This is a genomic window from Pseudomonas kulmbachensis (assembly GCF_963681935.1).
Classification (GTDB): domain Bacteria; phylum Pseudomonadota; class Gammaproteobacteria; order Pseudomonadales; family Pseudomonadaceae; genus Aquipseudomonas; species Aquipseudomonas kulmbachensis.
The window spans coordinates 994,702-1,017,838 of record NZ_OY817088.1; the positions used below are offsets into that span (position 1 = coordinate 994,702).

A 23,137-nucleotide genomic window follows, 5' to 3' on the forward strand; every position below is an offset into this window, starting at 1 on the left:
AAAAGCGTTTAGCACGACTGTTAAATAACTATAAAAAACTGGGCGTCATGCCTTGGCAGGAGTTACCCGATGAAAGCGTTTCAAGTAAGAGCTCCCTTTGAGTTCGGCCTGGCCCAGGTTGATACCCCGCAACTGGCGCGCAATGAGGTCAAGGTTGACGTGGCCTATGCCGGTATCTGCGGCTCGGACCTGCATATCATTCACGGGCAGAACGCCTTTGTGCGCTTCCCCCGGGTAACCGGTCATGAGTTCTCTGGCGTGGTCAGCGACGTCGGCGCGGACGTGGAGCAGATCAAGGTCGGCGACCGCGTGTGCATCGATCCGGTGATCAGCTGCGGCACCTGCTACCCGTGCCGCATCAATCGGCCCAACGTCTGTACCCAGCTGCAAGTGATTGGCGTACACCGCGACGGTGGTTTCAGTGAGCAGGTCTGCGTGCCAGCAAGCAATGTCCATCGCCTGCCGCAGAGCATGTCCCTCAGCCATGCCGCATTGGTGGAACCGTACTCCATCGCCCTGAACGTGCTTGACCGCATGCAGCCGCACCCCGGCGACAGCCTGCTGATTTACGGCGCTGGCGTGATCGGCCTGACCCTGGTGCAAATGGCCCGTGCGTTGGGGCTGACCGACATTACTGTGACCGACGTGATTGACGAACGCCTGGCAACCGCCCGCGCCTTTGGCGCCAGCCGCACCCTTAACGGCAAGGACGTGGACGTTGAGGCGACGATGCGCGAACTGACCGGTGGCGAAGGCGTGCCGCTGATTGTCGATGCGGCCTGCATTCCGGCGCTGATGCCACAAATGGTGCGCATAGCCTCATCGGCCGGGCGTATCGGTTTACTGGGTTTCAGCACCACACCAACCGATCTGGTGCAGCTGGAAATGATCAAGAAAGAACTGACGTTGGTCGGTTCGCGCCTTAACAACCGCAAGTTCGCGCGGGTGATCGAGCTGATCGCCAGTGGCAAGTTGCAGGTCCAGGAAATGATCAGCCACCGCATCCAGTTCGATGAAATGCCGGAGGCGATCGCGTTGATCGAAAACCACCCCGAGCAGACTCGCAAGGTGCTGGTGCAACTGAGCGCCAAGGAGATTTCGTAGCAGTTGCCGCAGGCTACGTTCGGTTGCGCAGCAATCGTAAATCCAGAGTTCCAGGTTTGCCTGATACACCCAGGAGCCTGACCTTACGACAGCTTCGCTGCCGGACGCAGCCTTCGGCAGCTGCTATGAGTTTTGCGTACCGCACACAGATACACGTGCCCCAGCGGGCACCCTCACCGAATAAAACAACAAGCGGGAGGTTCCAATGTTTGGTCAAGGTCGTACGTTAGTCATCATCATGCTGTTCCTGGCAGGCGTTATTAACTACCTGGATCGCTCGGCATTGTCCGTGGCAGCCCCCTTCATCCAGAAAGACTACGGTCTGACCACGGGTGAAATGGGCATGATTTTCAGTAGTTTCTTCGTCGGTTATGCGGCATTCAACTTTATCGGCGGCTGGGCGGCCGACCGCTACGGCGCGAAAACCACGCTGCTGTTGGCCATGGTGCTGTGGTCGCTGTTCAGTGGTCTGACGGTATTGACCGTCGGCTTCATGTCGCTGGTGTTTATCCGCATCCTGTTCGGCATGGGCGAAGGCCCACTGAGCGTGACCACGAGCAAGATGGTCAACAACTGGTACACCCCCAAACAAAGGGCGCGGGCACTGGGCACCTCGATGTCCGGCACCCCATTGGGTGGCGCAATTTCCGGGCCGGTAGTGGGCTTTATCGCTATCAGCTACGGTTGGAAAATCTCGTTCGTCATCATCATGTTGGTGGGCCTGGTGTGGGCTGCGGTCTGGTACAAGTTCGTCAAGGACAAGCCTACCGGTAAGGTCGCCGAAGAAATTGCCCAGGGCGAAGGCCAGAGCGCGATGGCGGCTCAGCCGGTTCATCCGTTGCGTTACTACCTCAAGCAACCGACAGTGTTGTTCACCTCGCTGGCGTTCTTCTCGTACAACTACACGCTGTTCTTCTTCCTGACCTGGTTCCCCAGCTACCTGACCATGGCCCACGGCCTGAACGTCAAAGAAATGAGTATCGCCACGGTTATTCCCTGGGTGTTGGGCTTCCTTGGCCTGGCGCTGGGCGGCTTTATTTCCGACTTTGTGTTCAAGAAAACCGGGCGAATGATGTTTTCGCGCAAAGTGGTGCTGGTCACCTGTCTGTTGGCGTGTGCGGTGTGCATCGGCTTTGCCGGGATCGTCAAAACCCTGTATCCGGCGGTCGCGCTGGTGGCTCTGGCGGTGTTCTTTCTGTACCTCACCGGTGCGATCTACTGGGCAATCATCCAGGACACGGTGCCTGCCGCTCGCGTCGGTGGTGTCAGTGGCTTCATGCACTTGCTGGCCAATACCTCGGGCATTATCGGCCCGACCCTGACCGGCTTTCTGGTGCAGTTCAGCGGCTCGTTCACCAGTGCCTTCCTGTTGGCGGGGCTGCTGACCATCATCGGAGCCGTGTGTGTGGCGCGCTATGTCAAACCGCTGCCGGTGATCGATGAGTCCGTGCCGCCAGCAACCGTGCCACGTTCGGCCCTGAGCCACCCTTGAGGAGAAGGTTGATGTCTGTCGTTCAACGCGTTCCTTCAGCCCCAACCGCGGCTGAAATCGGCATCGTGCATCTGGGGTTGGGGGCGTTTCATCGCGCCCACCAGGCGGTCTATTTGCAGCGCAACCTCAATCGTCACGGTGAAAGCCAGTGGGGGGTGTGCAGTGCCAACCTGCGTTCCAATCGCGCTTTGGTCGAGCAGTTGCGCGCGCAACAATGCCGCTATGCCGTGGCCGAGTACCGTGACCGTGAACAGGTGACGTTGCGTGAGATCACAGTGGTGCGTGAAGCGCTGTATGCCGGTGATGGCGGTGATGAGCTGGAGCTGTTGTTGCAGCGCATGGCCGACCCGCGCACGCGGATCGTCACCCTGACCGTGACCGAAAAGGGCTATTGCCTGAGCCCGGCCACGGGCCAGTTACGCCTGCAGGATCCAGCGATCATCCACGACCTTGCCCACCCCCAGACGCCGCGCACCGCTCCGGGGATTGTGCTGGAGGCGTTGCGTCGGCGTCATGTGGCAGGTATCCCGGCATTTACCGTGTTGTGCTGCGACAACATGCCGGACAACGGCCAGCGCACCCGCCAGGCAGTCATGGGGCTGACGGTTAAAGGCAGCGAGCTGGCGCAGTGGATCGAGCAGCACGTGGCTTTTCCCGGTTGCATGGTCGACCGCATCGTTCCGGCCATGGACGCGCAGGCATTCAGCGGTCTGGAGCAACTTGGTTGCCAGGACCCCGCGGCAGTGGTGTGTGAAAGCTTCAGCCAGTGGGTGATCGAGGATCACTTCCCCCAGGGCCGTCCCGACTGGGAGGTGGAGGGCGTGCAGATGGTGACTGACGTGCGGCCCTTTGAAACCATGAAGCTGCGCATGCTTAACGGCAGCCATTCACTGCTGGCCTATATTGGCTTGCTTGCGGGGCACGAGACGGTATTCGAGGCAATCAGCGATCCTCATCTGCTGCGGTTTATCCAGCGCTATATGGCCCAGGAGGCCGCGCCGACTCTGGATATGCCGCCGCAGATCGACGTGTCCGGTTATGGCCGCGACCTGTGCGCGCGCTTTGCCAACGACAGCCTGCAACATCGACTGCGTCAGATCGCCATGGATGGCTCGCAAAAACTGCCGCAGCGCTGGTTGCAAGGCGCGCAGGAACTGCTCGATGCGGGGCACGGCATGGACTGCATTGCGTTGGGTATTGCGGCCTGGATTCGCTACTGCACACAGCCCTTGCCCGGCAGAGATGCCCATGTGGTCGACGATCCGCTGAGCGCAACTTTCGCTGATCTGGCCGGGCGTTTTGACGGTGCCCAGCGGGTAGATGCGTTCCTCGATCTGGAGCAGGTATTCCCGGTCGTGCTGTCGGCGCGCGCAGATTTTCGCGATGCGGTTCAGGGCGCTTATCGCGCACTGGAGCGCAACGGTATGGCCAGTCATTTAAAAACTCTAGCGGCACATAACTAACAAAAAGGGAGATAGACATGGAACAGACTTGGCGTTGGTTTGGCCCCCAGGACCCGATTTCGCTGGCGGATGTGCGCCAGACCGGAGCGACCGGAATTGTCACCGCGTTGCACGAAATCCCCAATGGCCAGGTGTGGCCGGTGGAGGCGATTGCGGAACGCAAGCAGATGATTGAAAACGCCGGTCTGACCTGGTCGGTTGTGGAAAGCATCCCGGTGCATGAAGACATCAAGCGTGGTTGCGGCCGCCGTGACGAGTACATCGCCAACTACCAGCAAAGCGTGCGTAACCTGGCGAGCTGCGGCATCGATATCGTCTGCTACAACTTTATGCCAGTGCTCGACTGGACCCGTACCGACCTGGCCTGGGAGATGGACGACGGTGGTTGGGCGCTGCGTTTTGACCAGACCGCTTTTGCCGCTTTCGATCTGTTTATCCTGCAGCGTCTGGGGGCAGAGGCCGAGTACAGCGCCGACGATATCCAGCAGGCGAGGGTTTACTTTGAGAACCTGACACCTGAGCAGAGTGAGCAACTGGTCAACACCCTGATTGCCGGTCTGCCTGGTGCCGAAGAACATTACAGTCTGGACGATTTCCGCGCCTTGTTGCGCACCTACGCCGATATCGACGAAGCCAGGTTACGCGAGCATCTGGGGCACTTTTTGCGTGAGGTCATCCCGGTCGCAGAAGAAGTAGGGGTGCGCATGGCGATCCATCCGGACGATCCACCGCGGGCGCTGCTGGGCCTGCCGCGTATCCTGTCGACCGCCGCCGACGCGCAATGGTTGCTGGACGCAGCCCCCAGCCCGGCCAACGGTCTAACCTTCTGCACCGGTTCCTACGGCGTGCGTGAAGACAACGATCTGGTGGCGATGGCCAAGCAATTTGCGCCATTCATTTACTTTACCCACCTGCGCTCAACCCGCCGCGAGGCAGACCCGCGCAGCTTCCATGAGGCGCACCACCTGGGCGGCGATGTGGATATGGTCGGGGTGATCGGTGCGCTGGTTGCCGAGGACCTGCGACGTGAACGCGAGGGCGGCCCACGTTTGCCGTTGCGTCCTGATCACGGCCATCAGTTGTTGGATGACCAGCACCGCAAGAGCAACCCTGGTTACTCACTGATCGGTCGCCTCAAGGGCCTGGCCGAGATCCGCGGGGTTGAATTGGCAATGCGCCAGCAGTTGGCGTGAGCGCAGCAACATGCTGGATTTTGTAGTCGCGGTCGAGCTCCGGCGAGGCTGCGATCGGCGACGTAGTCGTTGTTAAATTCAGACACGGCGGTGTGCCGTCGTAAATCCGGTACTCAGGATTTACGACGGCTACGCAGTCGAATGCAGCCTCGTTCTACTCGTCAGCGCCTACACGTTTAGCCGCGGTAATCAGCTATCCACTTCCATGTGCCCTTACAGCGGCAGCATTCTGTCTTGAATAACCCGCTTCATCACGAGGGTCGAGGTGAGGCGTTGAACGTTGGGCAGTGAGGTCAGGCGCTCATCGTAAAGCTGCTGGAAGGCCGGAAGGTCGGCTGCAACAACATGCAGCAGATAGTCCGGGTCACCGAACAGCCTTTGCGCGTCGACGATTTGCGAGGTTTCGATCACCGCTGCTTCAAAATCTGCAATCGCCTGGCGGGTGACTTCACGCAAGGTGACGAACACCATCGCGGAAAAATTCAGCCCCAGCTCACTCGGCGCCAGCAGGGCGCGGTAGCCCAGGATCACGCCAGAGTCTTCCAGCGCACGCACGCGACGATGACAGGGCGAGAGGCTCAGGCCAACGCGTTCGGCCAGTTCAGTGAGCGAAAGTCGGCCATCGGCTTGAAGCTGCGCAAGAATCTTTCTGTCAATTCGATCCACGTGGAAGAACCTTCCCTTGTGATTGCTTATGGTTGGGATAAACGAAAGATAATCCTACCAGCATTTCCTTATTCTTCTTTTGCCTGCTGGCGCTTTTATCGGTGACAGAGGTGAAGGGTCGTGCCCTTCAAAAGCCATCGAGGTTCCAGCGTAGAAGGTAAATTCTTGTGACTCTCAGCGTGTTGGCCGCTTTTTGGGCGGTGTCGTTTTTGTTCATCATCACACCCGGTGCAGATTGGGCTTACGCGATCTCTGCGGGCATGCGCGGGCGCTTGGTTACGCCTGCGGTGGCGGGCATGCTCTCTGGACATTTGCTGGCCACGTTGATTGTGGCCGCCGGTGTGGGCGGGCTGGTGGCACGCAATCCGATGATCCTTACCGGGCTGACGGTTGCCGGAGCGGTGTATTTGCTCTGGTTGGGTGTGTGCATGCTCAGGGACCCCGCGACGCCTCAGTCCGGGCAGGGGCAGGTATCTGATTCATGGTTGCGCTGGGCGTGGAAGGGGTTGTGTGTCAGTGGCTTGAACCCCAAGGTTTTGTTGCTGTTTCTAGCCCTTTTACCGCAATTTACCGACCCGCTGTCGACCTGGCCGATACCGACGCAAATCATTGCCCTGGGTGCGTTGCATGCGGTCAGTTGTGCTGCGGTATATCTGATGGTCGGCTTTAGTGCCCAGGCCGTATTACAGACCCGGCCAAGTGCGGCGAAAAACGTCAGTCGGGTGTCTGGCGCGGTGATGGTCCTGATCGCGGTGGTGTTGCTGGCGGAGCAGGCCTACAGTTGAGGTTCCCCCAGATTATCGAGGATGAAGCTGTGGCAACCACTGAAAGCGATCTGCACACAACGCCGCGGGCGGTGATTGATTTCTGGAAGCAGGCGGGGCCCAGGCACTGGTTCGCCAAGGATGAGACGTTCGACGATCTATTTCGCGAGACCTTCTACACAGCTCACTTCCAGGCCGCCAGACGCGAACTTGAGCACTGGATGGAGCAGCCCGAGGGCGCACTGGCGTTGCTGTTGCTGCTGGATCAGTACCCGCGAAATTCATTTCGCGGCACCGCGCATATGTTCGCTACGGACCCGCTGGCGCGCTTCTACGCCCGCCAGATGATTGCTGGTGGTATGGACAAGCAAGTCGATGCGGCCTTGCGCCTGTTTTGTTATTTGCCGTTTGAACATTCGGAAAACAGTGACGACCAGCAGCTGTCGCTGCAACTGCATCACGCCCTCGATCCGAAGGACTCAAAATGGGCAGAAGACCACGCTGAAATCATCCAGAGATTCGGACGCTTTCCACATCGCAACGATGTTCTAGGACGCGAGACCACCGAACAGGAGCGCATGTTTTTGAATGAGGGTGGATTTGCGGGTTGAGTGGGCATCAGGTGCTGCGGCTGGGGAAAGGCTCTGCAAGCAGGCATAATCGGCGCCTGAACCCCCTCATCTGATTCGGAGTCACCCATGAAGCCCCTCGCCCTGCTGACCTTGGCCCTGATCCTCACGGGTGGACTGTTCAGCACCGGTGCGGCTGCGGCAGGTGATGCGCAAGCGGGCGGCAAACTGTTCACTAAAACCTGTGGTGGCTGCCACAGCATCGGGGAGAACGCCCGCAATGGCTTTGGCCCGCAACTCAACGGCGTGATCGGGCGGCTGGCCGGTGCGAGTGCTGGCTACCAGTACTCCGACGCCATGAAAAACTCTGGCGTGGTGTGGACCCGGGAAAAACTGGCGGCCTATATCGAGGCCCCGAAAAAAGTGGTGAGTGGCACGCGGATGATCTTCTGGGGGATCAGTGATCCCGAGAAAATCGACAATCTGCTGGCTTACATTGAGACGTTTCAGGGGCAGTGATCACTGAACGGCCTTCAAGTAATCCTTGAGCGTCAGCAGTGCAGGGTGCATCTGTTCCAGGGTCTGCGCGTTTCTGACATCGCAGGACAGCTTTTGCAGCTCGCGGCCCATGGGTGTCTGTTCGCCGCCTAAAGCGTTCAGCGCCAGATCCAGACACTGGTCGACTTTATGCTGGATGGTATCGATATCGGCATTGCGCACTTCAAAGGCAAACACGTCGCGCTGATAGTCGTCCATCACCGGATCGTCGCGCAAAATCGGGCTGCTGCCGTCCGTCTCATGCACCAGCTTGAGAGAGAAAAGGGCGACTGCCTCCAGCGTCAATTCCATGGTCCGGGTCCTCTATTAAATTCTGTACTTCATGCAATGGGTGCTATGCCGCGCGATTGTACAGTCAGGGATTGCTATCCGCCTAAAGCTGTCGCCATCAGGTCACTCGTCACCGCCGGGCACGGCGTGCGTAGGGTCTTCTAAGCTGTAAGGTCGCAGTTTCCGATAATTTCTGGAGCAGTCATGACCTCTAATACCATTCGGCTTCACCGCATAATCAAAGCAACGCCGGAGCGCATATATTGTGCGTTTCTGGATGCCGATGCCCTGACCAAATGGCTGCCCCCGAACGGGTTTACGGGCAAGGTTCACCATCTGGACGCAAAGGTAGGTGGGACTTTCAAAATGTCGTTCAGCAATTTTGGTAGCGGCCAGGTTCACTCGTTCGGCGGGGAATACCTTGAGCTGGTACCCCATGAGCTGATTCGCTATACGGACAAATTCGACGATCCCGCCTTGCCGGGCGTCATGCAGACAACCGTGTCTTTGCGTGAGGTGTTCTGTGGCGTGGAGTTGACTGTGGTGCAAGAGGGGATCCCCGAGGTCATTCCGCCAGAGGCGTGCTACCTGGGGTGGCAGGAATCGCTGGTACTGCTGGCCCAACTGGTTGAGCCAGAGATCCCTTGATGCAGTCTGCTGCGAGTGCAGTTGTATCCCGCAGGCAGCACGGTTTTTTTGTATTCAAGGTGCATTGAGCAGCACCTTGAGATCAGGACACCCCGAACATTGTCGGCTACGTCCGCCGACCCGCGCATCTTTGCCACTTAGGACATTCCATGATTGGGGCCTCTAGGGCGAGCTGATTTTCGTTGATCTTGAATAGCAGGGAAGGAACTAAGTCAGAGTTTGTGCCCCCAAAAGTCAGGATTGGTGTCCAACTTTTGGGGGCGGTTCATTTGGAGTGCGTATCCCCTGCAGGAACTGTCGAGTGAAACGGGGGTGCGATCTTGTGGTTCTGAACTTAATGGGATTAGAACCGGTAATTGAGCCCAAGCGTCAACGACCGCTCAGGTGCCGGTTGACGGCCCCAGGGGCTGGTGTCGATGCCGCGGAAGTAATACTCGCGGTTGAACAGGTTGCTGACGCCTGCTGAAGCGGTCAGCAGGCTGTCATCCTGGAGTTTGAACTCACGCTCGATCGCGGTATTCCATACCCAATAGGCCGGGAGTTTGCCCACCGAAGCCGTCGCGCCTTCGTCACCGGAATTGGCGGCGTCGGTGTAGGCGCTGCTGACGAACAGGCCGTCAAGACTGTAGGTCCAGTGCTCGGCGAAGCGATAACGGCCGTCGACATTGAACTGGTTTTTTGAGGCGAACGGGACTTCGTTGTCCTTGAAGGCGCCGTTGCGCTGTTTGGCATCGAGGTAGGCGTAGCTGGCGTGCAGGTCGAGGTCGGGCAGCGCGGCCGGGGTCCAGAACACTTCGGTCTCAATGCCCTGGTGACGGGTGCTGCCAAGGTTGTCGAAGCGGTCGGTGGTCGCGTTATAGACGATCTGGTCGCTGAAATCGATACGGTACAAACCGGCGTCCACCCGCAGACCTTGCCATGGCGTATAACGCACTCCGGTCTCGTAGTTCCAGGCCAACTCGGCGCCGACGTCACCTTCCTTGACGATCTGCGTGACCTGCGGCGGCCGCAGGGATTTCTGCGCGTTGGCGTAGATGAACCAGTCATCGCTGGCCTGGAAGCCCACGGTCAGGCCGGGCAGCCATTCTTCTGATTTGTTTTCATGCTGGAACCCGGTGATGCCGTCGTCGTAGTTCATGCGCGCGTTTTCGTAACGCACGCCCGGCGTAATGGTCAGCCGGTTGTCGAGCAGGCCGATGGCGTTGCTGAGGTAAAAGGCCTTGGCATCGTCTTCGAACGTCCAGTCGCGGAACGGCGTGGTGGTGCCTGTGGCGAGGCTTTGGCGATTGACCTTGTAGTCGATGTCTTCCTTGACGTAACGCGCGCCCAGCAACCAGGTCTGGCTGAAGCTGTCACCATCGATGCTCATGCTCAGGCGCGGTTCAGTGCCCCAGACCTTAAAGTCGCGCGGGCCGTCCTGCTTGGTCACCGCCGTGCCGTCCGGGGTGAAGGGCAGGCCGACCACGAAGTTGCGGTAGCTGTTGTGAGCGAAGTTGGTCCAGCTGAATGCCACTGAATCGAACGGGCCCATCGCGCCCAATTGCTGGGTGTAGGTGCCCCAGACGCGGTCGGTATCGCCTTCGAAGCGGTCCAATGGGCGGGTCGATTGGCGTGGGTTGTCCTTGTAATCCTTGACGCTGAGGGCGCCGGCCAGGTCCATGTCGGCCTTGTAATGCTGCACGCCGAAACTCAGGTCGCGATCATCGTCGATGTTCCATTGGCCCCGCAGGCGATAGTTCTGGATATCGGTGTCGGAATGCTCGCGGGCGGTTTCACCATTGATGGTATTGAGGTCCAGTTGCAGGCCGAAGTTGTCGGTCAGGTAGCCGCCGGTGCCGATGTAGGTGTCCCACAATTGGCGGCCTCCGGCGTTGAACGTGGTGCGTTCCTGCAAGGTGGTTTCCCATTCCTTGGGAATCGGTTTGCTGATGAAGTTGATCACCCCGCCGACGTTGTTCGGGCCGTATTGCACGGCGGCGCCACCGCGCACGATGTCGATTCGGTCGACGGTCGCGAGAGTCACCGGGAACAGCGACAAACCGGTCTGGCCGTAAGGCGCGAGGGCCAGGGGAATGCCGTCGGACAAGGCCTGGACCCGGCCGCTACGGCTTTCATACAGGCCTCTGACGGAAATCTGCGGCAAGGCACCGGTGCCGGTTTCGTCGAAGATTTTCACTCCGGGCACCCGTTGCAACGCATCGTCGACGCCGCGCACGCTGGCTTTTTTCAGGTCTTCTTCTTTGACCATCGAACGGCTGCCGGGGTAGGTGAGGACTTCCGGGTCCGTTGCGCCACCGAGCACGTCGCCCTTGATCACCATTGGCGCGATGTACTGGACTTCGGGCGGTTTGGCGGCCACCGGTTCCTGTGCCGGGACGATGATGAACGTGTGCTCATCGCGCACTCGGGATTGCAGGCCGCTGTGGTCGAGCAGTCGCGACAAGGCTTGTTGTGGTGTATAGCTGCCCTTGACCGCATTGGTAGTTTTGCCCGCAGTAATGTCACTGGCAAAGATGATCTGCACCGACGATTGCCGCGCCAGGGCATTGAGTGCCTTGTCCAGGCTGGTGCTCGGCAGGTCGAGTTCGACCTTGTCCTGGGCCTGCGCCGACAGGGCGAACAACAGGCTGGTGGCGAGGACGGACAAAGGCAAATGCCGGCGGTACTTCATGGACGGTGTTCCTTGGAAAGTGGGGTCTGCCTTACTAGCCGCCACGGGTGCGGAAAAACCCTACCTCTGTCGGAAATTATTTTTTCGCCGCCTTGCGCCGCACATGCGTAGTGCCATCGGCCTCGGTGTTGAGGCTCAAGGGCAGGATGCTCGGCAGCAGGTTCAACAAGTCTTCGACGTTACGGTTATCGAACACGCCGCTGATCGGCAGGCTGGCCAAGCTCGGGTCATCGAGCACAATAGACGGTTTGCGGTAGCGCTGGATTTGCCCCAGCGCCTCGGCCAGTGGCGTGCGGTAGAAAATCAGCCGATTGTCCTTCCAGGCAATGGCGGCCTCGGTGTCGACGGCGAGCGGTGGTTGTAGCTGGTTTTGCCGCACATCGACTTGCTGCCCCGGCACCAGTTGCACGGTGTGCCCGGCATCGGCGGTGGTGCCCACGCTGACAGCACCACGCACCAGCGTCACGCGCACGGCATCCGTGAGGTGGCTGACGCTGAACAGTGTGCCGAGGACGTTGATTTGGGTGGTGCCCGCGTCCACGCGGAACGGTCGGATTCTGGTCTTCGACACATCGAACAGCGCCTGACCGGACTCCAGTTGCACATGTCGGGAACGCAGGTGCCAGGTGACCGAGGCCCGGGAGTCGCTGTCCAGGGTTATGCGACTGCCATCGGCGAGATTCAATACCCGGCGCTCGCCGACCGCCGTATGGAACTGCTCGCTGTGATAGGCCGGATCGACCCAGGCCAGCCCCGCGCCGAGCATCACCAGCAACATCGCGGCACCCAGAGTTTTGCGCGGTTTGCGCGGCGTAGGTGTCGGCAACGGGAAGCGATTGCGCAACTCTTCGCGATGGCGCGCGAGTGCTTCATCTTCACGGGACAGTGGCGGTTTTGGGGGGCGCGTGGGGCTCACTGGGCAAGCTCCATGGCATGCAGATCAGTGTCATCAAGGTAGGCGCGGCAGGCGGCCAGGCCTAGGCGCAGATGCTTTTCAACGGTCTTCAAGGAGACGCCCATCTGCGCCGCCACTTCGGCCTGCGACAGTTCATGAATCTTGTGCATGACGAAGACCATCTGACAGCGCGGCGGCAATTGTGCGATGGCCTGGGCCAGGCGCTCGAATTCCCGGGCGGCCTCATATTGACGCGGTGGCAGGGGGGCTTCGCACACTGGCTCGCTCAGGTCGGGCAGGGCGACGATCAAGGCCTGGCGCCGGCGTTCGCTGCGATAACGGCTGACCGCCTGGTCGTGGGAAATCTTGCGCAACAAGGCCAATGGCGTGCGCACATCCTCTCGTTCGCGTTTTTCCAGCAATTGCACGCAGACGTCATGCACCACTTCGCGGGCAAATCCCCGATCACCGAAACGTCGACGAACATGGTCGACCAAGTCGTCGTAGTGACGCACCAGGGTGCTGATCAGCGATGGCTTGGCTGGGTCGAACGACATGATGGACCTGAGGCGATGCAGAGCGGCTGTAAATATAAATGAGAAACCTTTCCATTCATAGCCTCGACAATGATCGCCTTCGGTCGAAGGACTGCAGGAGGAGGCGAGTAGCATCCGCCGCCCCAATGACGATTACTTGCCGCCAATGCTTACTGGTAGGGCGCGATCTGGTCATCAATCAGCGCCGCCTGGTCTTCCATGTTCATAAGGTCGTTCCACTCCAGCACCCATTGCTGAATCGCCACCAGATCACTGCCTCTGCAATGCCAAACCCGCTCGAGCCGCCGACGGCGTGTCAGCGTCCTCGGCCTTGAGTCATGCGTCAGCAGTTGCGCGAAAGGAGCGGGCTTTGGCAATGTCGATGGCAGCTTTGGCAGAACGTTTCTGTTCCAGAGGGTCGGCGCGCTTCATCCTTGTATCCCAGAGCTCGGTATTTTTCTCGGGATACAATTGGGGATATAGGGATGCAGGGACACAGCGGATAGGGAGAGACAGGGGTAGATCGACAGGCACAAAAAAACCGGCTCAGGGGCCGGTTTCTCTGTGCTGCAAGTCCTGGTAGAGACTTGCAGGTACTGCTATATGGTGCCCCGAGGGAGACTCGAACTCCCACTTCTTTCGAAAACGGATTTTGAATCCGCCGCGTCTACCAATTCCGCCATCAGGGCTCAATGGCGGCGAAGTATAGAGATGAGATTTAGGTCGGTCAACAACTTATTGGTCTATTTTTACTAAGTCCGTTAAACTCCCCGGCCCTGCTAGACGAAACCTATCATGCGCGTTGCTGACTTTACTTTCGAACTCCCTGATTCGCTCATCGCACGCCATCCTTTGGCGGAGCGCCGCAACAGTCGCCTGCTGACCCTGGACGGGGAGAGCGGCGTACTGGCACATCGTCAATTCACTGATTTGCTTGAGCATTTACGCCCGGGCGACTTGATGGTGTTTAACAATACCCGGGTGATTCCGGCTCGCTTGTTTGGCCAAAAAGCCTCGGGCGGCAAGCTGGAAATTCTGGTTGAGCGGGTGCTCGACAGTCACCGGGTGCTGGCGCATGTGCGCTCCAGCAAGTCGCCAAAACCAGGCTCGAAGATCCTGATTGACGGTGGTGGCGAAGCCGAGATGTTGGCGCGCCACGATGCGTTGTTCGAGCTGGGCTTTGCCGAAGAGGTTCTGCCGTTGCTGGACCGTGTCGGGCATATGCCGTTGCCGCCTTATATCGATCGCCCGGACGAAGGTTCAGACCGCGAGCGTTATCAGACGGTCTACGCACAACGCCTGGGTGCCGTAGCGGCACCGACGGCGGGGCTGCATTTTGATGAGCCGCTGATGCAGGCCATCGCTGCCAAAGGCGTCGATACGGCATTTGTGACTTTGCACGTGGGGGCGGGTACGTTCCAGCCGGTGCGGGTCGAGCGCCTTGAAGATCACCATATGCACACCGAATGGCTTGAAGTTGGCCAGGATGTGGTCGACGCCGTGGCTGCATGCCGGGCGCGTGGCGGGCGGGTGATTGCCGTGGGTACCACCAGCGTGCGTTCGCTGGAAAGTGCTGCCCGTGATGGCGTGCTCAAGCCGTTCAGTGGCGATACCGATATCTTTATTTTCCCGGGTCGACCGTTTCATGTGGTCGATGCTTTGGTGACCAATTTCCATTTGCCGGAATCCACGCTGCTGATGCTGGTTTCGGCGTTCGCCGGTTATCCCGAAACCATGGCGGCCTATAAGGCTGCGGTTGAGCATGGGTACCGCTTCTTTAGTTACGGTGATGCAATGTTCATCACCCGCAATCCTGCGCCGACGGCTCCTGCCCCGGCCCCAGAGGATCAAGCATGAGCAACTGTCGTATGTCTTTCGAGCTACTTGCCACTGATGGCAAGGCTCGTCGCGGTCGTCTGACCTTTCCCCGTGGCGTGGTTGAAACCCCGGCGTTCATGCCGGTCGGTACCTACGGCACGGTCAAGGGCATGCTGCCGCGCGATATCGTCGATACCGGCGCGCAGATGATTTTGGGTAACACCTTTCACCTGTGGCTGCGCCCTGGCACTGAAGTCATCAAGAAGCACGGCGACCTGCACGACTTCATGAAGTGGCAAGGTCCGATCCTGACGGATTCGGGCGGTTTCCAGGTGTTCAGCCTGGGCGCCATGCGCAAGATCAAGGAGGAAGGCGTGACTTTCGCCTCGCCGGTCGATGGCGCCAAGGTGTTCATGGGCCCGGAAGAGTCGATGCAGGTTCAGCGTGACCTGGGCTCGGACGTGGTGATGATTTTTGACGAATGCACCCCGTACCCGGCTGACGAAGACGTGGCGCGTATCTCCATGGAGCTGTCGTTGCGCTGGGCTCAGCGTTCGAAAAATGCCCATGGCGACAACACCGCGGCGTTGTTCGGTATCGTTCAGGGCGGCATGCACCAGGAATTGCGCAAGCGTTCACTGGACGGTCTGGACAAGATCGGCTTTGACGGCCTGGCCATCGGCGGTTTGTCGGTAGGCGAGCCCAAGCATGAAATGATCAAGGTGCTGGACTATCTGCCTGCGATGATGCCGGCTGACAAACCTCGTTACCTTATGGGGGTTGGCAAGCCAGAAGATCTCGTTGAGGGTGTGCGCCGCGGTGTGGACATGTTCGATTGCGTGATGCCAACCCGCAATGCCCGCAACGGGCATCTGTTTATCGACACCGGTGTAATCAAGATCCGCAATGCGTTCCATCGCCATGATGATTCGTCGCTGGATCCGACTTGCGACTGCTACACCTGCCAGAACTTCTCCCGCGCTTATCTGCATCATCTGGACAAGTGCGGCGAAATGCTTGGGAGCATGCTCAATACCATCCACAATTTGCGGCACTATCAGGTGCTCATGGCTGGTTTGCGCGAGGCTATTCAACAGGGTACATTGGCCACCTTTGTCGACGCCTTCTATGCCAAGCGCGGGCTGCCTGTGCCGCCTTTGGACTGAGTTTCGGACCTTTAAGAAACAACATTGCAACTGGAGTGCTTCATGAGCTTTTTCATCTCTTCCGCTTTCGCGGACGCTGCTGCACCTGCCGCTGCTGGCCCTATGGGTGGTGGTTTTGAATGGATTTTCCTGGTCGGCTTCCTGGTCATCTTCTATCTGATGATCTGGCGTCCACAGGCCAAGCGCGCTAAAGAGCAGAAAGCCCTGCTGGGTAACCTGCAAAAAGGCGACGAGATCGTGACCACTGGCGGTATCGCCGGCAAAATCGTCAAGGTTTCCGATGCTTTTGTTGTTATCGAAGTGTCTGACACTGTCGAGTTGAAAATTCAGAAAGGCTCTGTTGCAGCCACGTTGCCTAAAGGCACGCTGAAAGCGATCTAAGTTTCAACTTTTAACAATCGACGGGGCGCGCAAGGCGCCCCGCGTTTTAAGCGGGCGGCGTGATTGATGCTGAACAAATACCCTCTGTGGAAATACATACTGATCCTGGCAGTGCTGGCGATCGGTTTTATTTATTCCGCTCCCAATCTGTACCCTGATGATCCGGCTATCCAAGTGTCGGGTGCGAGCACGGCCCTGCAGGTCACTCAAGCTGATCTGGATCGCGCAAGCAAGGCGCTGACGGATGCAGGCATTGCTGTGAAGGGCGCTTCCCTGGCCCAGAATGGCAAAGGTGGTTTGCTGCGTCTGGTCAAGAAAGACGACCAGTTGCCGGCAAAGGATGTCGTACGCAAGGCCCTGGGCGACGACTATGTCGTAGCGCTCAACCTGGCACAGACCACGCCTCAATGGTTGCGTAGTCTGGGTGCTCACCCAATGAAACTGGGTCTGGACTTGTCGGGTGGTGTGCACTTCCTGCTGGAAGTGGACATGGACAAAGCTGTCGATGCACGTATGAAAGTGTACGAAGGCGATGTCAAAAGCCTGCTGCGTAAAGAGAAAGTGCGTTATCGCAGCCTGCCGCAACTCAACGGTGCCATTCAGTTGGGCTTTACTGATGAAGCAACTCGTGAGCAAGCGCGTGGCCTGATCCGCAAGAGCTTCAATGACTTCGACATTACCGCTGCAGACCTGAACGGTCAGCCGGTTCTACGTCTGGCGATGACCCCGGCCAAGCTGGCGGAAATCCGTGAATATTCCATCAAGCAAAACCTGACAACCGTCCGTAACCGGGTCAACGAGTTGGGTGTTGCCGAGCCTTTGGTTCAGCGTCAGGGTGCCAACCGCATCGTGGTTGAGCTGCCAGGCGTACAAGACACCGCCGAAGCCAAGCGTATCCTGGGCAAGACGGCCAACCTTGAGTTCCGTCTGGCTGCTGAGCCGGGCGCTTCCAAAGCCACTTCCGAAACCTTCGAGTTCCGTGAAGGCAACCGTCCTACGGCTCAGATCGAGCGTGGCCTGATCATCACGGGTGACCAGGTAACCGACGCCCAGGCAGGTTTTGACGAGCACGGCCGGCCACAGGTGAACATCAAGCTTGATGGTCATGGTGGCGAGCTGATGAGCCGTTCCACTCGCAGCAACGTTGGCCGCAGCATGGCGGTAATCTTCATCGAGCAGAAGCCGGTGACGACTTACGTCAAGAAAGTGGTTGATGGTGTTGAGAAGGACGTACCGGTTCAGTCGTTCAAGGAAGAGAAAAAAATCATCAGCCTGGCGACCATTCAGTCGCCGCTGGGCAGTCAGTTCCGGATTACCGGTCTGAATGGCCAGGGTGAAGCTTCGGAGCTGGCTCTGCTGTTGCGTGCCGGTGGTCTGGCGGCGCCAATGTACTTCGCTGAAGAGCGCACTATTGGTCCGAGCCTGGGTGCTGACAACATTACCAAGGGTATTGATGCATCGCTGTGGGGCATGTTGTTTGTGTCGATCTTCATCATCGCCATCTACCGCTTCTTCGGTGTGATCGCGACGGTGGCGCTGGCGGGCAACATGGTCTTGCTGCTGGCTCTGATGTCGGTGCTGGGTGCAACCCTGACGCTTCCGGGTATTGCCGGTATCGTGTTGACGATGGGTATGGCGGTCGATGCCAACGTACTGATCTTCTCGCGGATACGTGAAGAAATTGCCAATGGCATGACAGTGCAGCGGGCTATCAACGAAGGCTTTAGTCGTGCCTTTACAGCGATTGTCGACTCCAACCTGACAACTCTGCTGGTCGGCGGGATCCTCTTCGCCATGGGTACTGGGCCGGTTAAAGGCTTTGCAGTGACCATGTCTCTGGGGATCTTTACCTCGATGTTCACGGCCATTATGGTCACCCGCGCACTGGTTAACCTGGTGTATGGCGGTCGGGACTTCAAGAAGTTGTGGATTTAAGGGGCTGCCATGTTACGTACAATCAACTTCATGGGCGTTCGCAACATTGCGTTCGGCGCCACTGTACTGCTTACCGTGCTGGCCTTGTTCAGCATGTTCCACAAGGGCATGAACTACGGCCTGGACTTCACCGGCGGTACGCTCATCGAGCTGACCTACGAGAAGCCGGCTGATTTGACCAAGGTGCGTACCGAGCTGGCTTCGGCCGGTTTCCACGATGCTGTGGTGCAGAGCTTTGGTGCGACAACTGACTTGCTGGTGCGTATGCCTGGTGACGACCCGTTGCTGGGTAACAAGGTAGCGGCTGCGCTGGGTCAGGCAGACACGGCCAACCCGGCAGTCATCAAGCGCGTCGAGTTCGTTGGTCCGCAGGTAGGTGAAGAACTGCGCGACCAGGGCGGCCTTGGCATGCTGATGGCGCTGGGCGGCATCATGCTGTACCTGGCCTTCCGCTTTCAGTGGAAGTTCGCGGTCGGCGCGATCGTGTCTCTGGTTCACGACGTGATCGTGACCATGGGCATCCTGTCCTGGTTCCAGATTACCTTCGACCTGACGGTGTTGGCGGCGGTGCTGGCAATCATCGGTTACTCGCTCAACGACACCATTGTGGTGTTTGACCGGGTGCGGGAGAACTTCCGCGTGCTGCGCAAGGCCACTCTGGTCGAGAACATCAATATCTCGACTACGCAAACCCTACTGCGCACCATGGCGACTTCGATCTCCACCTTGCTGGCAATTGCTGCGCTGCTGATCTTCGGTGGCGATAACTTGTGGGGCTTCTCGATTGCACTGTTTGTGGGTGTATTGGCGGGTACTTACTCGTCGATCTACATCGCCAACGTGGTGCTGATCTGGTTGAACCTCAGTGCCGAGGATCTGATCCCGCCTGTGGCGAGTGAAAAAGAGATTGATGACCGCCCATAACGGATAGTTATCGACAAGGTTGTACCAAAAAGGCGCGAGTATTGAACTCGCGCCTTTTTTTGTGCTCCAAGGCTGGGAGTAGCGTGGGACTGTTCCCACTTGTGATGGTCTGGAGGTTCACGTGAACAAGTCTTTGCTGGTGGGTGCTGTATTGGGTGCTGTCGGTGTGACTGCCGGAGGTGCTTTCGCGACCTACAGCTTGGTAAAAGCTCCTGATGCTGCGCAGGTTCTGGCTGTGGTGCCGGTCAACCAGCAGATCAAGACACCGCGTGAGGTGTGCAAGGATGTGGCTGTGACACGTCAGGCGCCGGTCAAGGATCAGCATCAGATCGTTGGTAGCGTGATCGGTGCGGTGGCGGGCGGTTTGCTAGGTAATCAGATTGGTGGCGGTACCGGCAAGAAAATTGCCACGGTAGCCGGTGCGGTCGGCGGTGGTTATGCGGGGAACAAGGTGCAGGAAGGCATGCAGGAGCGTGATACCTACACTACGACCCAGACGCGCTGTAATACGGTCAACGACATCAGCAGCAAGGTCGTCGGCTACGACGTGCGTTATTCGCTTAATGGCAAGGAAGGCAAGGTGCGGATGGATCACGAGCCAGGCAAGGAAATTGCCGTGGACAAGCAGGGTCAGCTGATTCTGAATTAAGCCGCAGTCTGCCTTTTTTGTGGGGGTGGGCTTGCTGGTGATGTTGAGAGTAAATGCTGGCCAAAAAAAAGCACCCCGAAGGGTGCTTTTTTTATGTCCGAATTTCGCTTAGCGTTTCAGCGAGGCCGGCAGGTGTGGCTGGATTGCGGTCAGAACAGCTTTGAAGCACTTGGTGTTGCCGGCAACGATGTGACCTTTTTCAAGGAAGTCGTGGCTACCGGTGAAGTCACTGACCAGGCCGCCGGCTTCTTGGATCAGCAGTGCGCCTGCAGCCATGTCCCACTCGGACAGGCCCGACTCCCAGAATGCATCAAAACGCCCGGCAGCAACGTAAGCCAGGTCCAGGCTGGCAGCGCCTGCGCGGCGGATACCTGCAGTCTGGCCAACCAGGCTGCGGAACATGCCCAGGTAGTTATCCAGGTTGTCCATCTGGTTGTCGCGGAACGGGAAGCCAGTGCCCAGCAGGGCGCCTTCGAGGCTGGTGCGGCCGCTTACGCGCAGACGACGACCGTTCAGTTGGGCGCCACGGCCACGGCTGGCGGTGAACTCTTCCTGGCGAACCGGGTCGAGAACCACTGCGTGCTCAAGGCGGCCACGGTATTTACAAGCGATGCTGACGGCGAAGTGTGGAACGCCGCGCAGGAAGTTGGTGGTGCCATCCAGTGGATCGATGATCCACAGGTAGTCTTCACCTTCACCGCTGCCTGGGTGCATGCCGGTTTCTTCACCGAGGATGCCGTGCGTCGGGTAGGCCTTGCGCAGGGCGTCGATGATTTTCTGTTCAGCAGCACGATCGACTTCAGAGACGTAATCCTTGGCGTCTTTTTCGTCAACCTTGATGGTATCCAGGCGCTCGATGGAGCGGAAAATCAATTCACTGGCGCTGCGGGCGGCGCGCAGCGCGATATTCAGCATGGGCTGCATGGACGTTTCACCTAAGGTTGTTAAAGAAAGCCGAATATTCTATCAGAAAACTTTGGTAGATGAAGGTTTGCGTTAGCTTTCGTAGCTTATGGCGTTTTGCTTAGGTAAGATTTGCACCCTTTTGCTGGTCTGTGAGCGCTTCCTTTGCTGCCTAATATTCGTGTCGTTCTGGTCAATACCAGCCATCCCGGGAACATCGGCGGTGCTGCGCGTGCCATGAAAAACATGGGATTGACGCGGCTGGTGCTGGTGGAGCCAAGAGTGTTTCCGCACCATGAGGCTGATGCGCGGGCGTCGGGGGCGGGTGACATTCTTGAGAATGCACAAGTCGTTGCGACCCTCGAAGATGCCCTGGTTGGTTGTAATCTGGTGCTGGGCACCAGTGCTCGAGATCGTCGTATCCCCTGGCCACTGCTGGATCCTCGCGAGTGCGGGCAAAAAGTGGTTGAGGAGGCGGCGCAAGGTGCTGAAATTGCGTTGGTGTTTGGTCGTGAAGACTCCGGCCTGACCAATGACGAGTTGCAGCGCTGTCACTTTCATGTGCATATCCCGTCGGATCCAGAGTTCAGCTCGTTGAATCTGGGTGCGGCCGTGCAAGTCTTGAGCTACGAAATCCGCATGTCTTGGCTGGCGGCTCAGGGGCAGCCGAGCAAGGTCGAGAAGGATGAGGTGGCGTCCACTAAAAGTGGCGAGTTGGCAACCATGGATGAGCTGGAGCGCTTTTACGAGCATCTGGAGCAAACGCTGGTAGCTATTGAGTTCCTTGATCCGGAAAAGCCGCGTCACCTGATGGCGCGCTTGCGTCGACTGTACGGGCGTAGCTCCGTTAGTCGGGCAGAAATGAACATTTTGCGTGGCATTCTCACCGAAACCCAAAAAGCAGCCCGTGGCGAGCTGCTCAAGCGCAAGGATTAAAGATGTTCGAGCGTCTGCGTGAAGATATCCAAAGTGTGTTTCATCGTGATCCTGCAGCGCGCAACGCTTTCGAGGTGTTGACGTGCTATCCGGGGATGCATGCGATCTGGATTCACCGCTTGTCGAGGCTGCTGTGGCAGGCCGGCTGGAAGTGGCTGGCACGTCTGGTGTCGAACTTCGGACGCTGGCTGACCGGGATCGAAATTCATCCGGGGGCCAAGGTGGGGCGTCGATTCTTTATCGATCACGGTATGGGTATTGTGATCGGCGAGACCGCCGAGATCGGTGATGACGTAACCCTCTATCAGGGTGTGACGCTGGGCGGCACAAGCTGGAACAAGGGCAAGCGCCACCCGACGCTGGGAGATGGCGTTGTGGTCGGGGCGGGCGCCAAGGTTTTGGGGCCGTTCACGGTGGGTGCCGGGGCCAAGGTTGGTTCCAATGCGGTGGTGACCAAGGCGGTTCCGGCGGGTGCGACTGTGGTGGGCATTCCGGGGCGGATCATTGTCAAAAGCGATGATGAGGTCGAGGCCAAGCGCAAGGCGATGGCCGAGAAAATCGGTTTTGATGCCTATGGCGTCGGTGAGGACATGCCGGATCCGGTGGCGCGTGCCATTGGTCAGTTGCTGGATCACTTGCAGGCGGTCGACGGCAAGCTTGATGGGATGTGCGGTGCGCTCAAGGATCTGGGTAGCCCTTACTGTGCGAAAGATCTGCCTGAGCTGCGCGAAGAAGACTTCGCCTGCGTCAAGGACAAGGACGAAAGCAAGGCGGTGTGAAGGTGCTGTAGCCGCTGCCGCAGGCTGCGATCGAGCGCGAAGCGGTCGTGCTTTTGAGGTCGAAGGAAAGTCCTGTGGCCTTTGTCGCAGCCTCCGGCAGTGGCTACAGGGTTTGACGAGTGTTTGGCGTGGCTCCATGTGCCATTACGCCGCAGACCCTGCTACAATGCGCGCGCTCTTTTGCGGGTAATCCCGACTAAAGTACTAGGTCTAATAGTTGACTTAAATAGTCGGGAATAGCATACTCGTCTCCATTCCGAATTCCGTGGTACCTGTCCATGAGACTGACTACAAAAGGCCGTTACGCCGTAACTGCAATGCTCGATTTGGCGTTGCACGCACAGCACGGGCCGGTGTCCCTGGCCGATATTTCCGAGCGCCAAGGCATCTCTCTTTCCTACCTTGAGCAACTGTTTGCCAAATTGCGCCGCAGCAGCCTGGTTTCCAGTGTGCGTGGCCCGGGTGGCGGCTATCAGCTGTCGCGCGACATGCAGGGCATCCAGGTGGCTCAGGTTATTGATGCCGTGAACGAGTCGGTCGACGCAACACGTTGCCAGGGCCTTGGCGACTGCCATGCCGGCGACACTTGCCTGACCCACCACTTGTGGTGCGACCTCAGCTCGCAAATACACGATTTTCTCAGCGGTATCAGCTTGGCTGACCTTGTCACTCGCCGTGAGGTACAAGAGGTAGCCCAGCGTCAGGATCTGCGCCGCTGTAATGGCAAGGCGCCGCACCTGGATAAGATCGAAGCGTCCGCCGTCGATTGATTGCATAAAAACGACGGTGCGCCAGCCAGCCTGATTTAGGAGATAGT

General features: G+C 58.5%; 23 protein-coding genes, 1 tRNA gene and 1 pseudogene. 17 read left to right on the forward strand and 8 right to left on the reverse strand.

What is annotated here, in order from left to right:
• The first annotated feature begins 69 nt into the window (after nt 1-69).
• The 4 genes from U5A05_RS04745 to uxuA all read left to right on the forward strand — a co-directional run bounded on the left by U5A05_RS04745 (nt 70) and on the right by uxuA (nt 5,252).
• A complete protein-coding gene (locus tag U5A05_RS04745; RefSeq protein ID WP_261741036.1) occupies nt 70-1,104 on the forward strand; it encodes a Zn-dependent oxidoreductase in 1,035 nt (344 codons plus the stop codon).
• Nucleotides 1,105-1,309: 205 nt separating this feature from the next.
• Nucleotides 1,310-2,596 (forward strand): MFS transporter, encoded by a 1,287-nt coding sequence (locus tag U5A05_RS04750; protein WP_261741037.1) that lies wholly within the window; start codon nt 1,310-1,312, stop codon nt 2,594-2,596.
• 11 nt (nt 2,597-2,607) lie between these two features.
• Nucleotides 2,608-4,059 (forward strand): mannitol dehydrogenase family protein, encoded by a 1,452-nt coding sequence (locus U5A05_RS04755; protein ID WP_321835861.1) that lies wholly within the window; start codon nt 2,608-2,610, stop codon nt 4,057-4,059.
• Between the two features lie 17 nt (nt 4,060-4,076).
• Nucleotides 4,077-5,252 carry a mannonate dehydratase gene (uxuA, locus tag U5A05_RS04760; protein ID WP_321835862.1) on the forward strand — a complete coding sequence of 392 codons (1,176 nt, stop codon included), beginning with the start codon at nt 4,077-4,079 and terminating at the stop codon, nt 5,250-5,252.
• A 213-nt stretch (nt 5,253-5,465) separates the two neighbouring features.
• Here uxuA and U5A05_RS04765 read toward each other — a convergent pair whose 3' ends face one another.
• Nucleotides 5,466-5,918 carry an Lrp/AsnC family transcriptional regulator gene (locus U5A05_RS04765; RefSeq protein ID WP_261741040.1) on the reverse strand — a complete coding sequence of 151 codons (453 nt, stop codon included), beginning with the start codon at nt 5,916-5,918 and terminating at the stop codon, nt 5,466-5,468.
• A 167-nt stretch (nt 5,919-6,085) separates the two neighbouring features.
• Here U5A05_RS04765 and U5A05_RS04770 point away from each other — a divergent pair, with 167 nt between their 5' ends.
• The 3 genes from U5A05_RS04770 to U5A05_RS04780 all read left to right on the forward strand — a co-directional run bounded on the left by U5A05_RS04770 (nt 6,086) and on the right by U5A05_RS04780 (nt 7,770).
• The gene (locus tag U5A05_RS04770) at nt 6,086-6,703 is read left to right on the forward strand and encodes a LysE family translocator (RefSeq protein ID WP_321835863.1); all 618 of its coding nucleotides are present in this window, start codon (nt 6,086-6,088) and stop codon (nt 6,701-6,703) included.
• 29 nt (nt 6,704-6,732) lie between these two features.
• The gene (locus tag U5A05_RS04775; protein ID WP_261741042.1) at nt 6,733-7,293 is read left to right on the forward strand and encodes a DUF924 family protein; all 561 of its coding nucleotides are present in this window, start codon (nt 6,733-6,735) and stop codon (nt 7,291-7,293) included.
• An 87-nt stretch (nt 7,294-7,380) separates the two neighbouring features.
• On the forward strand, nt 7,381-7,770 hold the full coding sequence (locus U5A05_RS04780; RefSeq protein ID WP_321835864.1) for a c-type cytochrome: 390 nt from the start codon (nt 7,381-7,383) through the stop codon (nt 7,768-7,770).
• Here the strand turns inward: U5A05_RS04780 and U5A05_RS04785 are convergent, their stop codons facing one another.
• The gene (locus tag U5A05_RS04785) at nt 7,771-8,100 is read right to left on the reverse strand and encodes a hypothetical protein (RefSeq protein WP_261741044.1); all 330 of its coding nucleotides are present in this window, start codon (nt 8,098-8,100) and stop codon (nt 7,771-7,773) included.
• Nucleotides 8,101-8,283: 183 nt separating this feature from the next.
• On the opposite strand from U5A05_RS04785, the gene U5A05_RS04790 reads away from it, so the two are divergent.
• Nucleotides 8,284-8,727 carry an SRPBCC family protein gene (locus U5A05_RS04790; RefSeq protein WP_321835865.1) on the forward strand — a complete coding sequence of 148 codons (444 nt, stop codon included), beginning with the start codon at nt 8,284-8,286 and terminating at the stop codon, nt 8,725-8,727.
• A gap of 343 nt (nt 8,728-9,070) precedes the next feature.
• Here U5A05_RS04790 and U5A05_RS04795 read toward each other — a convergent pair whose 3' ends face one another.
• The 5 genes and pseudogenes from U5A05_RS04795 to U5A05_RS04815 all read right to left on the reverse strand — a co-directional run bounded on the left by U5A05_RS04795 (nt 9,071) and on the right by U5A05_RS04815 (nt 13,518).
• Complete coding sequence (locus U5A05_RS04795; protein WP_321835866.1) at nt 9,071-11,398, reverse strand: TonB-dependent siderophore receptor; 2,328 nt, start codon at nt 11,396-11,398, stop codon at nt 9,071-9,073.
• A gap of 76 nt (nt 11,399-11,474) precedes the next feature.
• Nucleotides 11,475-12,314 (reverse strand): FecR family protein, encoded by an 840-nt coding sequence (locus tag U5A05_RS04800; protein ID WP_321835867.1) that lies wholly within the window; start codon nt 12,312-12,314, stop codon nt 11,475-11,477.
• Nucleotides 12,311-12,850 (reverse strand): RNA polymerase sigma factor, encoded by a 540-nt coding sequence (locus U5A05_RS04805; RefSeq protein WP_261741048.1) that lies wholly within the window; start codon nt 12,848-12,850, stop codon nt 12,311-12,313. Before U5A05_RS04805 ends, U5A05_RS04800 begins: the two co-directional genes overlap by 4 nt.
• A 149-nt stretch (nt 12,851-12,999) precedes the next feature.
• Nucleotides 13,000-13,145: pseudogene (locus tag U5A05_RS04810) on the reverse strand (DUF3303 domain-containing protein); the annotation flags it as partial.
• A 288-nt stretch (nt 13,146-13,433) separates the two neighbouring features.
• Nucleotides 13,434-13,518 (reverse strand) — tRNA-Leu (locus U5A05_RS04815).
• Nucleotides 13,519-13,624: 106 nt separating this feature from the next.
• On the opposite strand from U5A05_RS04815, the gene queA reads away from it, so the two are divergent.
• From queA to U5A05_RS04845, 6 genes are all read left to right on the forward strand, one after another.
• On the forward strand, nt 13,625-14,686 hold the full coding sequence (gene queA, locus U5A05_RS04820) for a tRNA preQ1(34) S-adenosylmethionine ribosyltransferase-isomerase QueA (RefSeq protein ID WP_261741049.1): 1,062 nt from the start codon (nt 13,625-13,627) through the stop codon (nt 14,684-14,686).
• Between the two features lie 11 nt (nt 14,687-14,697).
• On the forward strand, nt 14,698-15,813 hold the full coding sequence (gene tgt / locus U5A05_RS04825; RefSeq protein WP_261742376.1) for a tRNA guanosine(34) transglycosylase Tgt: 1,116 nt from the start codon (nt 14,698-14,700) through the stop codon (nt 15,811-15,813).
• 42 nt (nt 15,814-15,855) lie between these two features.
• Nucleotides 15,856-16,194 (forward strand): preprotein translocase subunit YajC, encoded by a 339-nt coding sequence (yajC, locus tag U5A05_RS04830; RefSeq protein ID WP_003443398.1) that lies wholly within the window; start codon nt 15,856-15,858, stop codon nt 16,192-16,194.
• A 66-nt stretch (nt 16,195-16,260) separates the two neighbouring features.
• Nucleotides 16,261-18,129: a protein translocase subunit SecD gene (gene secD / locus U5A05_RS04835; protein WP_261741050.1), complete on the forward strand. Its 1,869-nt coding sequence runs from the start codon at nt 16,261-16,263 to the stop codon at nt 18,127-18,129.
• A gap of 9 nt (nt 18,130-18,138) precedes the next feature.
• Entirely contained in the window at nt 18,139-19,053 is a 915-nt protein-coding gene (gene secF, locus U5A05_RS04840; RefSeq protein WP_261741051.1) for a protein translocase subunit SecF, read from the forward strand.
• Between the two features lie 121 nt (nt 19,054-19,174).
• Entirely contained in the window at nt 19,175-19,702 is a 528-nt protein-coding gene (locus U5A05_RS04845) for a glycine zipper 2TM domain-containing protein (RefSeq protein ID WP_261741052.1), read from the forward strand.
• A 108-nt stretch (nt 19,703-19,810) separates the two neighbouring features.
• Here U5A05_RS04845 and suhB read toward each other — a convergent pair whose 3' ends face one another.
• Nucleotides 19,811-20,626, reverse strand: coding sequence for a type III secretion system regulator SuhB (suhB, locus tag U5A05_RS04850; RefSeq protein WP_026013996.1), 816 nt, complete (start codon nt 20,624-20,626; stop codon nt 19,811-19,813).
• Between the two features lie 144 nt (nt 20,627-20,770).
• Between suhB and trmJ the strand changes: the two genes are divergently transcribed.
• The 3 genes from trmJ to iscR all read left to right on the forward strand — a co-directional run bounded on the left by trmJ (nt 20,771) and on the right by iscR (nt 23,090).
• Nucleotides 20,771-21,541 (forward strand): tRNA (cytosine(32)/uridine(32)-2'-O)-methyltransferase TrmJ, encoded by a 771-nt coding sequence (gene trmJ, locus U5A05_RS04855; protein ID WP_261741053.1) that lies wholly within the window; start codon nt 20,771-20,773, stop codon nt 21,539-21,541.
• 2 nt (nt 21,542-21,543) lie between these two features.
• Nucleotides 21,544-22,320: a serine O-acetyltransferase gene (gene cysE, locus U5A05_RS04860; RefSeq protein WP_261741054.1), complete on the forward strand. Its 777-nt coding sequence runs from the start codon at nt 21,544-21,546 to the stop codon at nt 22,318-22,320.
• Nucleotides 22,321-22,598: 278 nt separating this feature from the next.
• On the forward strand, nt 22,599-23,090 hold the full coding sequence (iscR, locus tag U5A05_RS04865) for a Fe-S cluster assembly transcriptional regulator IscR (RefSeq protein ID WP_261741055.1): 492 nt from the start codon (nt 22,599-22,601) through the stop codon (nt 23,088-23,090).
• Nucleotides 23,091-23,137 lie beyond the last annotated feature (47 nt).

Coding starts and splice junctions, on each gene's coding strand:
- U5A05_RS04745 (WP_261741036.1), top strand. CDS start 70: ATGAAAGCGTTTCAAGTAAGAGCTCCCTTTGAGTTCGGCCTGGCCCAG.
- U5A05_RS04750 (WP_261741037.1), top strand. CDS start 1,310: ATGTTTGGTCAAGGTCGTACGTTAGTCATCATCATGCTGTTCCTGGCA.
- U5A05_RS04755 (WP_321835861.1), top strand. CDS start 2,608: ATGTCTGTCGTTCAACGCGTTCCTTCAGCCCCAACCGCGGCTGAAATC.
- uxuA (WP_321835862.1), top strand. CDS start 4,077: ATGGAACAGACTTGGCGTTGGTTTGGCCCCCAGGACCCGATTTCGCTG.
- U5A05_RS04780 (WP_321835864.1), top strand. CDS start 7,381: ATGAAGCCCCTCGCCCTGCTGACCTTGGCCCTGATCCTCACGGGTGGA.
- U5A05_RS04785 (WP_261741044.1), bottom strand. CDS start 8,100: ATGGAATTGACGCTGGAGGCAGTCGCCCTTTTCTCTCTCAAGCTGGTG.
- U5A05_RS04790 (WP_321835865.1), top strand. CDS start 8,284: ATGACCTCTAATACCATTCGGCTTCACCGCATAATCAAAGCAACGCCG.
- U5A05_RS04795 (WP_321835866.1), bottom strand. CDS start 11,398: ATGAAGTACCGCCGGCATTTGCCTTTGTCCGTCCTCGCCACCAGCCTG.
- U5A05_RS04805 (WP_261741048.1), bottom strand. CDS start 12,850: ATGTCGTTCGACCCAGCCAAGCCATCGCTGATCAGCACCCTGGTGCGT.
- queA (WP_261741049.1), top strand. CDS start 13,625: ATGCGCGTTGCTGACTTTACTTTCGAACTCCCTGATTCGCTCATCGCA.
- tgt (WP_261742376.1), top strand. CDS start 14,698: ATGTCTTTCGAGCTACTTGCCACTGATGGCAAGGCTCGTCGCGGTCGT.
- yajC (WP_003443398.1), top strand. CDS start 15,856: ATGAGCTTTTTCATCTCTTCCGCTTTCGCGGACGCTGCTGCACCTGCC.
- secD (WP_261741050.1), top strand. CDS start 16,261: ATGCTGAACAAATACCCTCTGTGGAAATACATACTGATCCTGGCAGTG.
- secF (WP_261741051.1), top strand. CDS start 18,139: ATGTTACGTACAATCAACTTCATGGGCGTTCGCAACATTGCGTTCGGC.
- suhB (WP_026013996.1), bottom strand. CDS start 20,626: ATGCAGCCCATGCTGAATATCGCGCTGCGCGCCGCCCGCAGCGCCAGT.
- cysE (WP_261741054.1), top strand. CDS start 21,544: ATGTTCGAGCGTCTGCGTGAAGATATCCAAAGTGTGTTTCATCGTGAT.
- iscR (WP_261741055.1), top strand. CDS start 22,599: ATGAGACTGACTACAAAAGGCCGTTACGCCGTAACTGCAATGCTCGAT.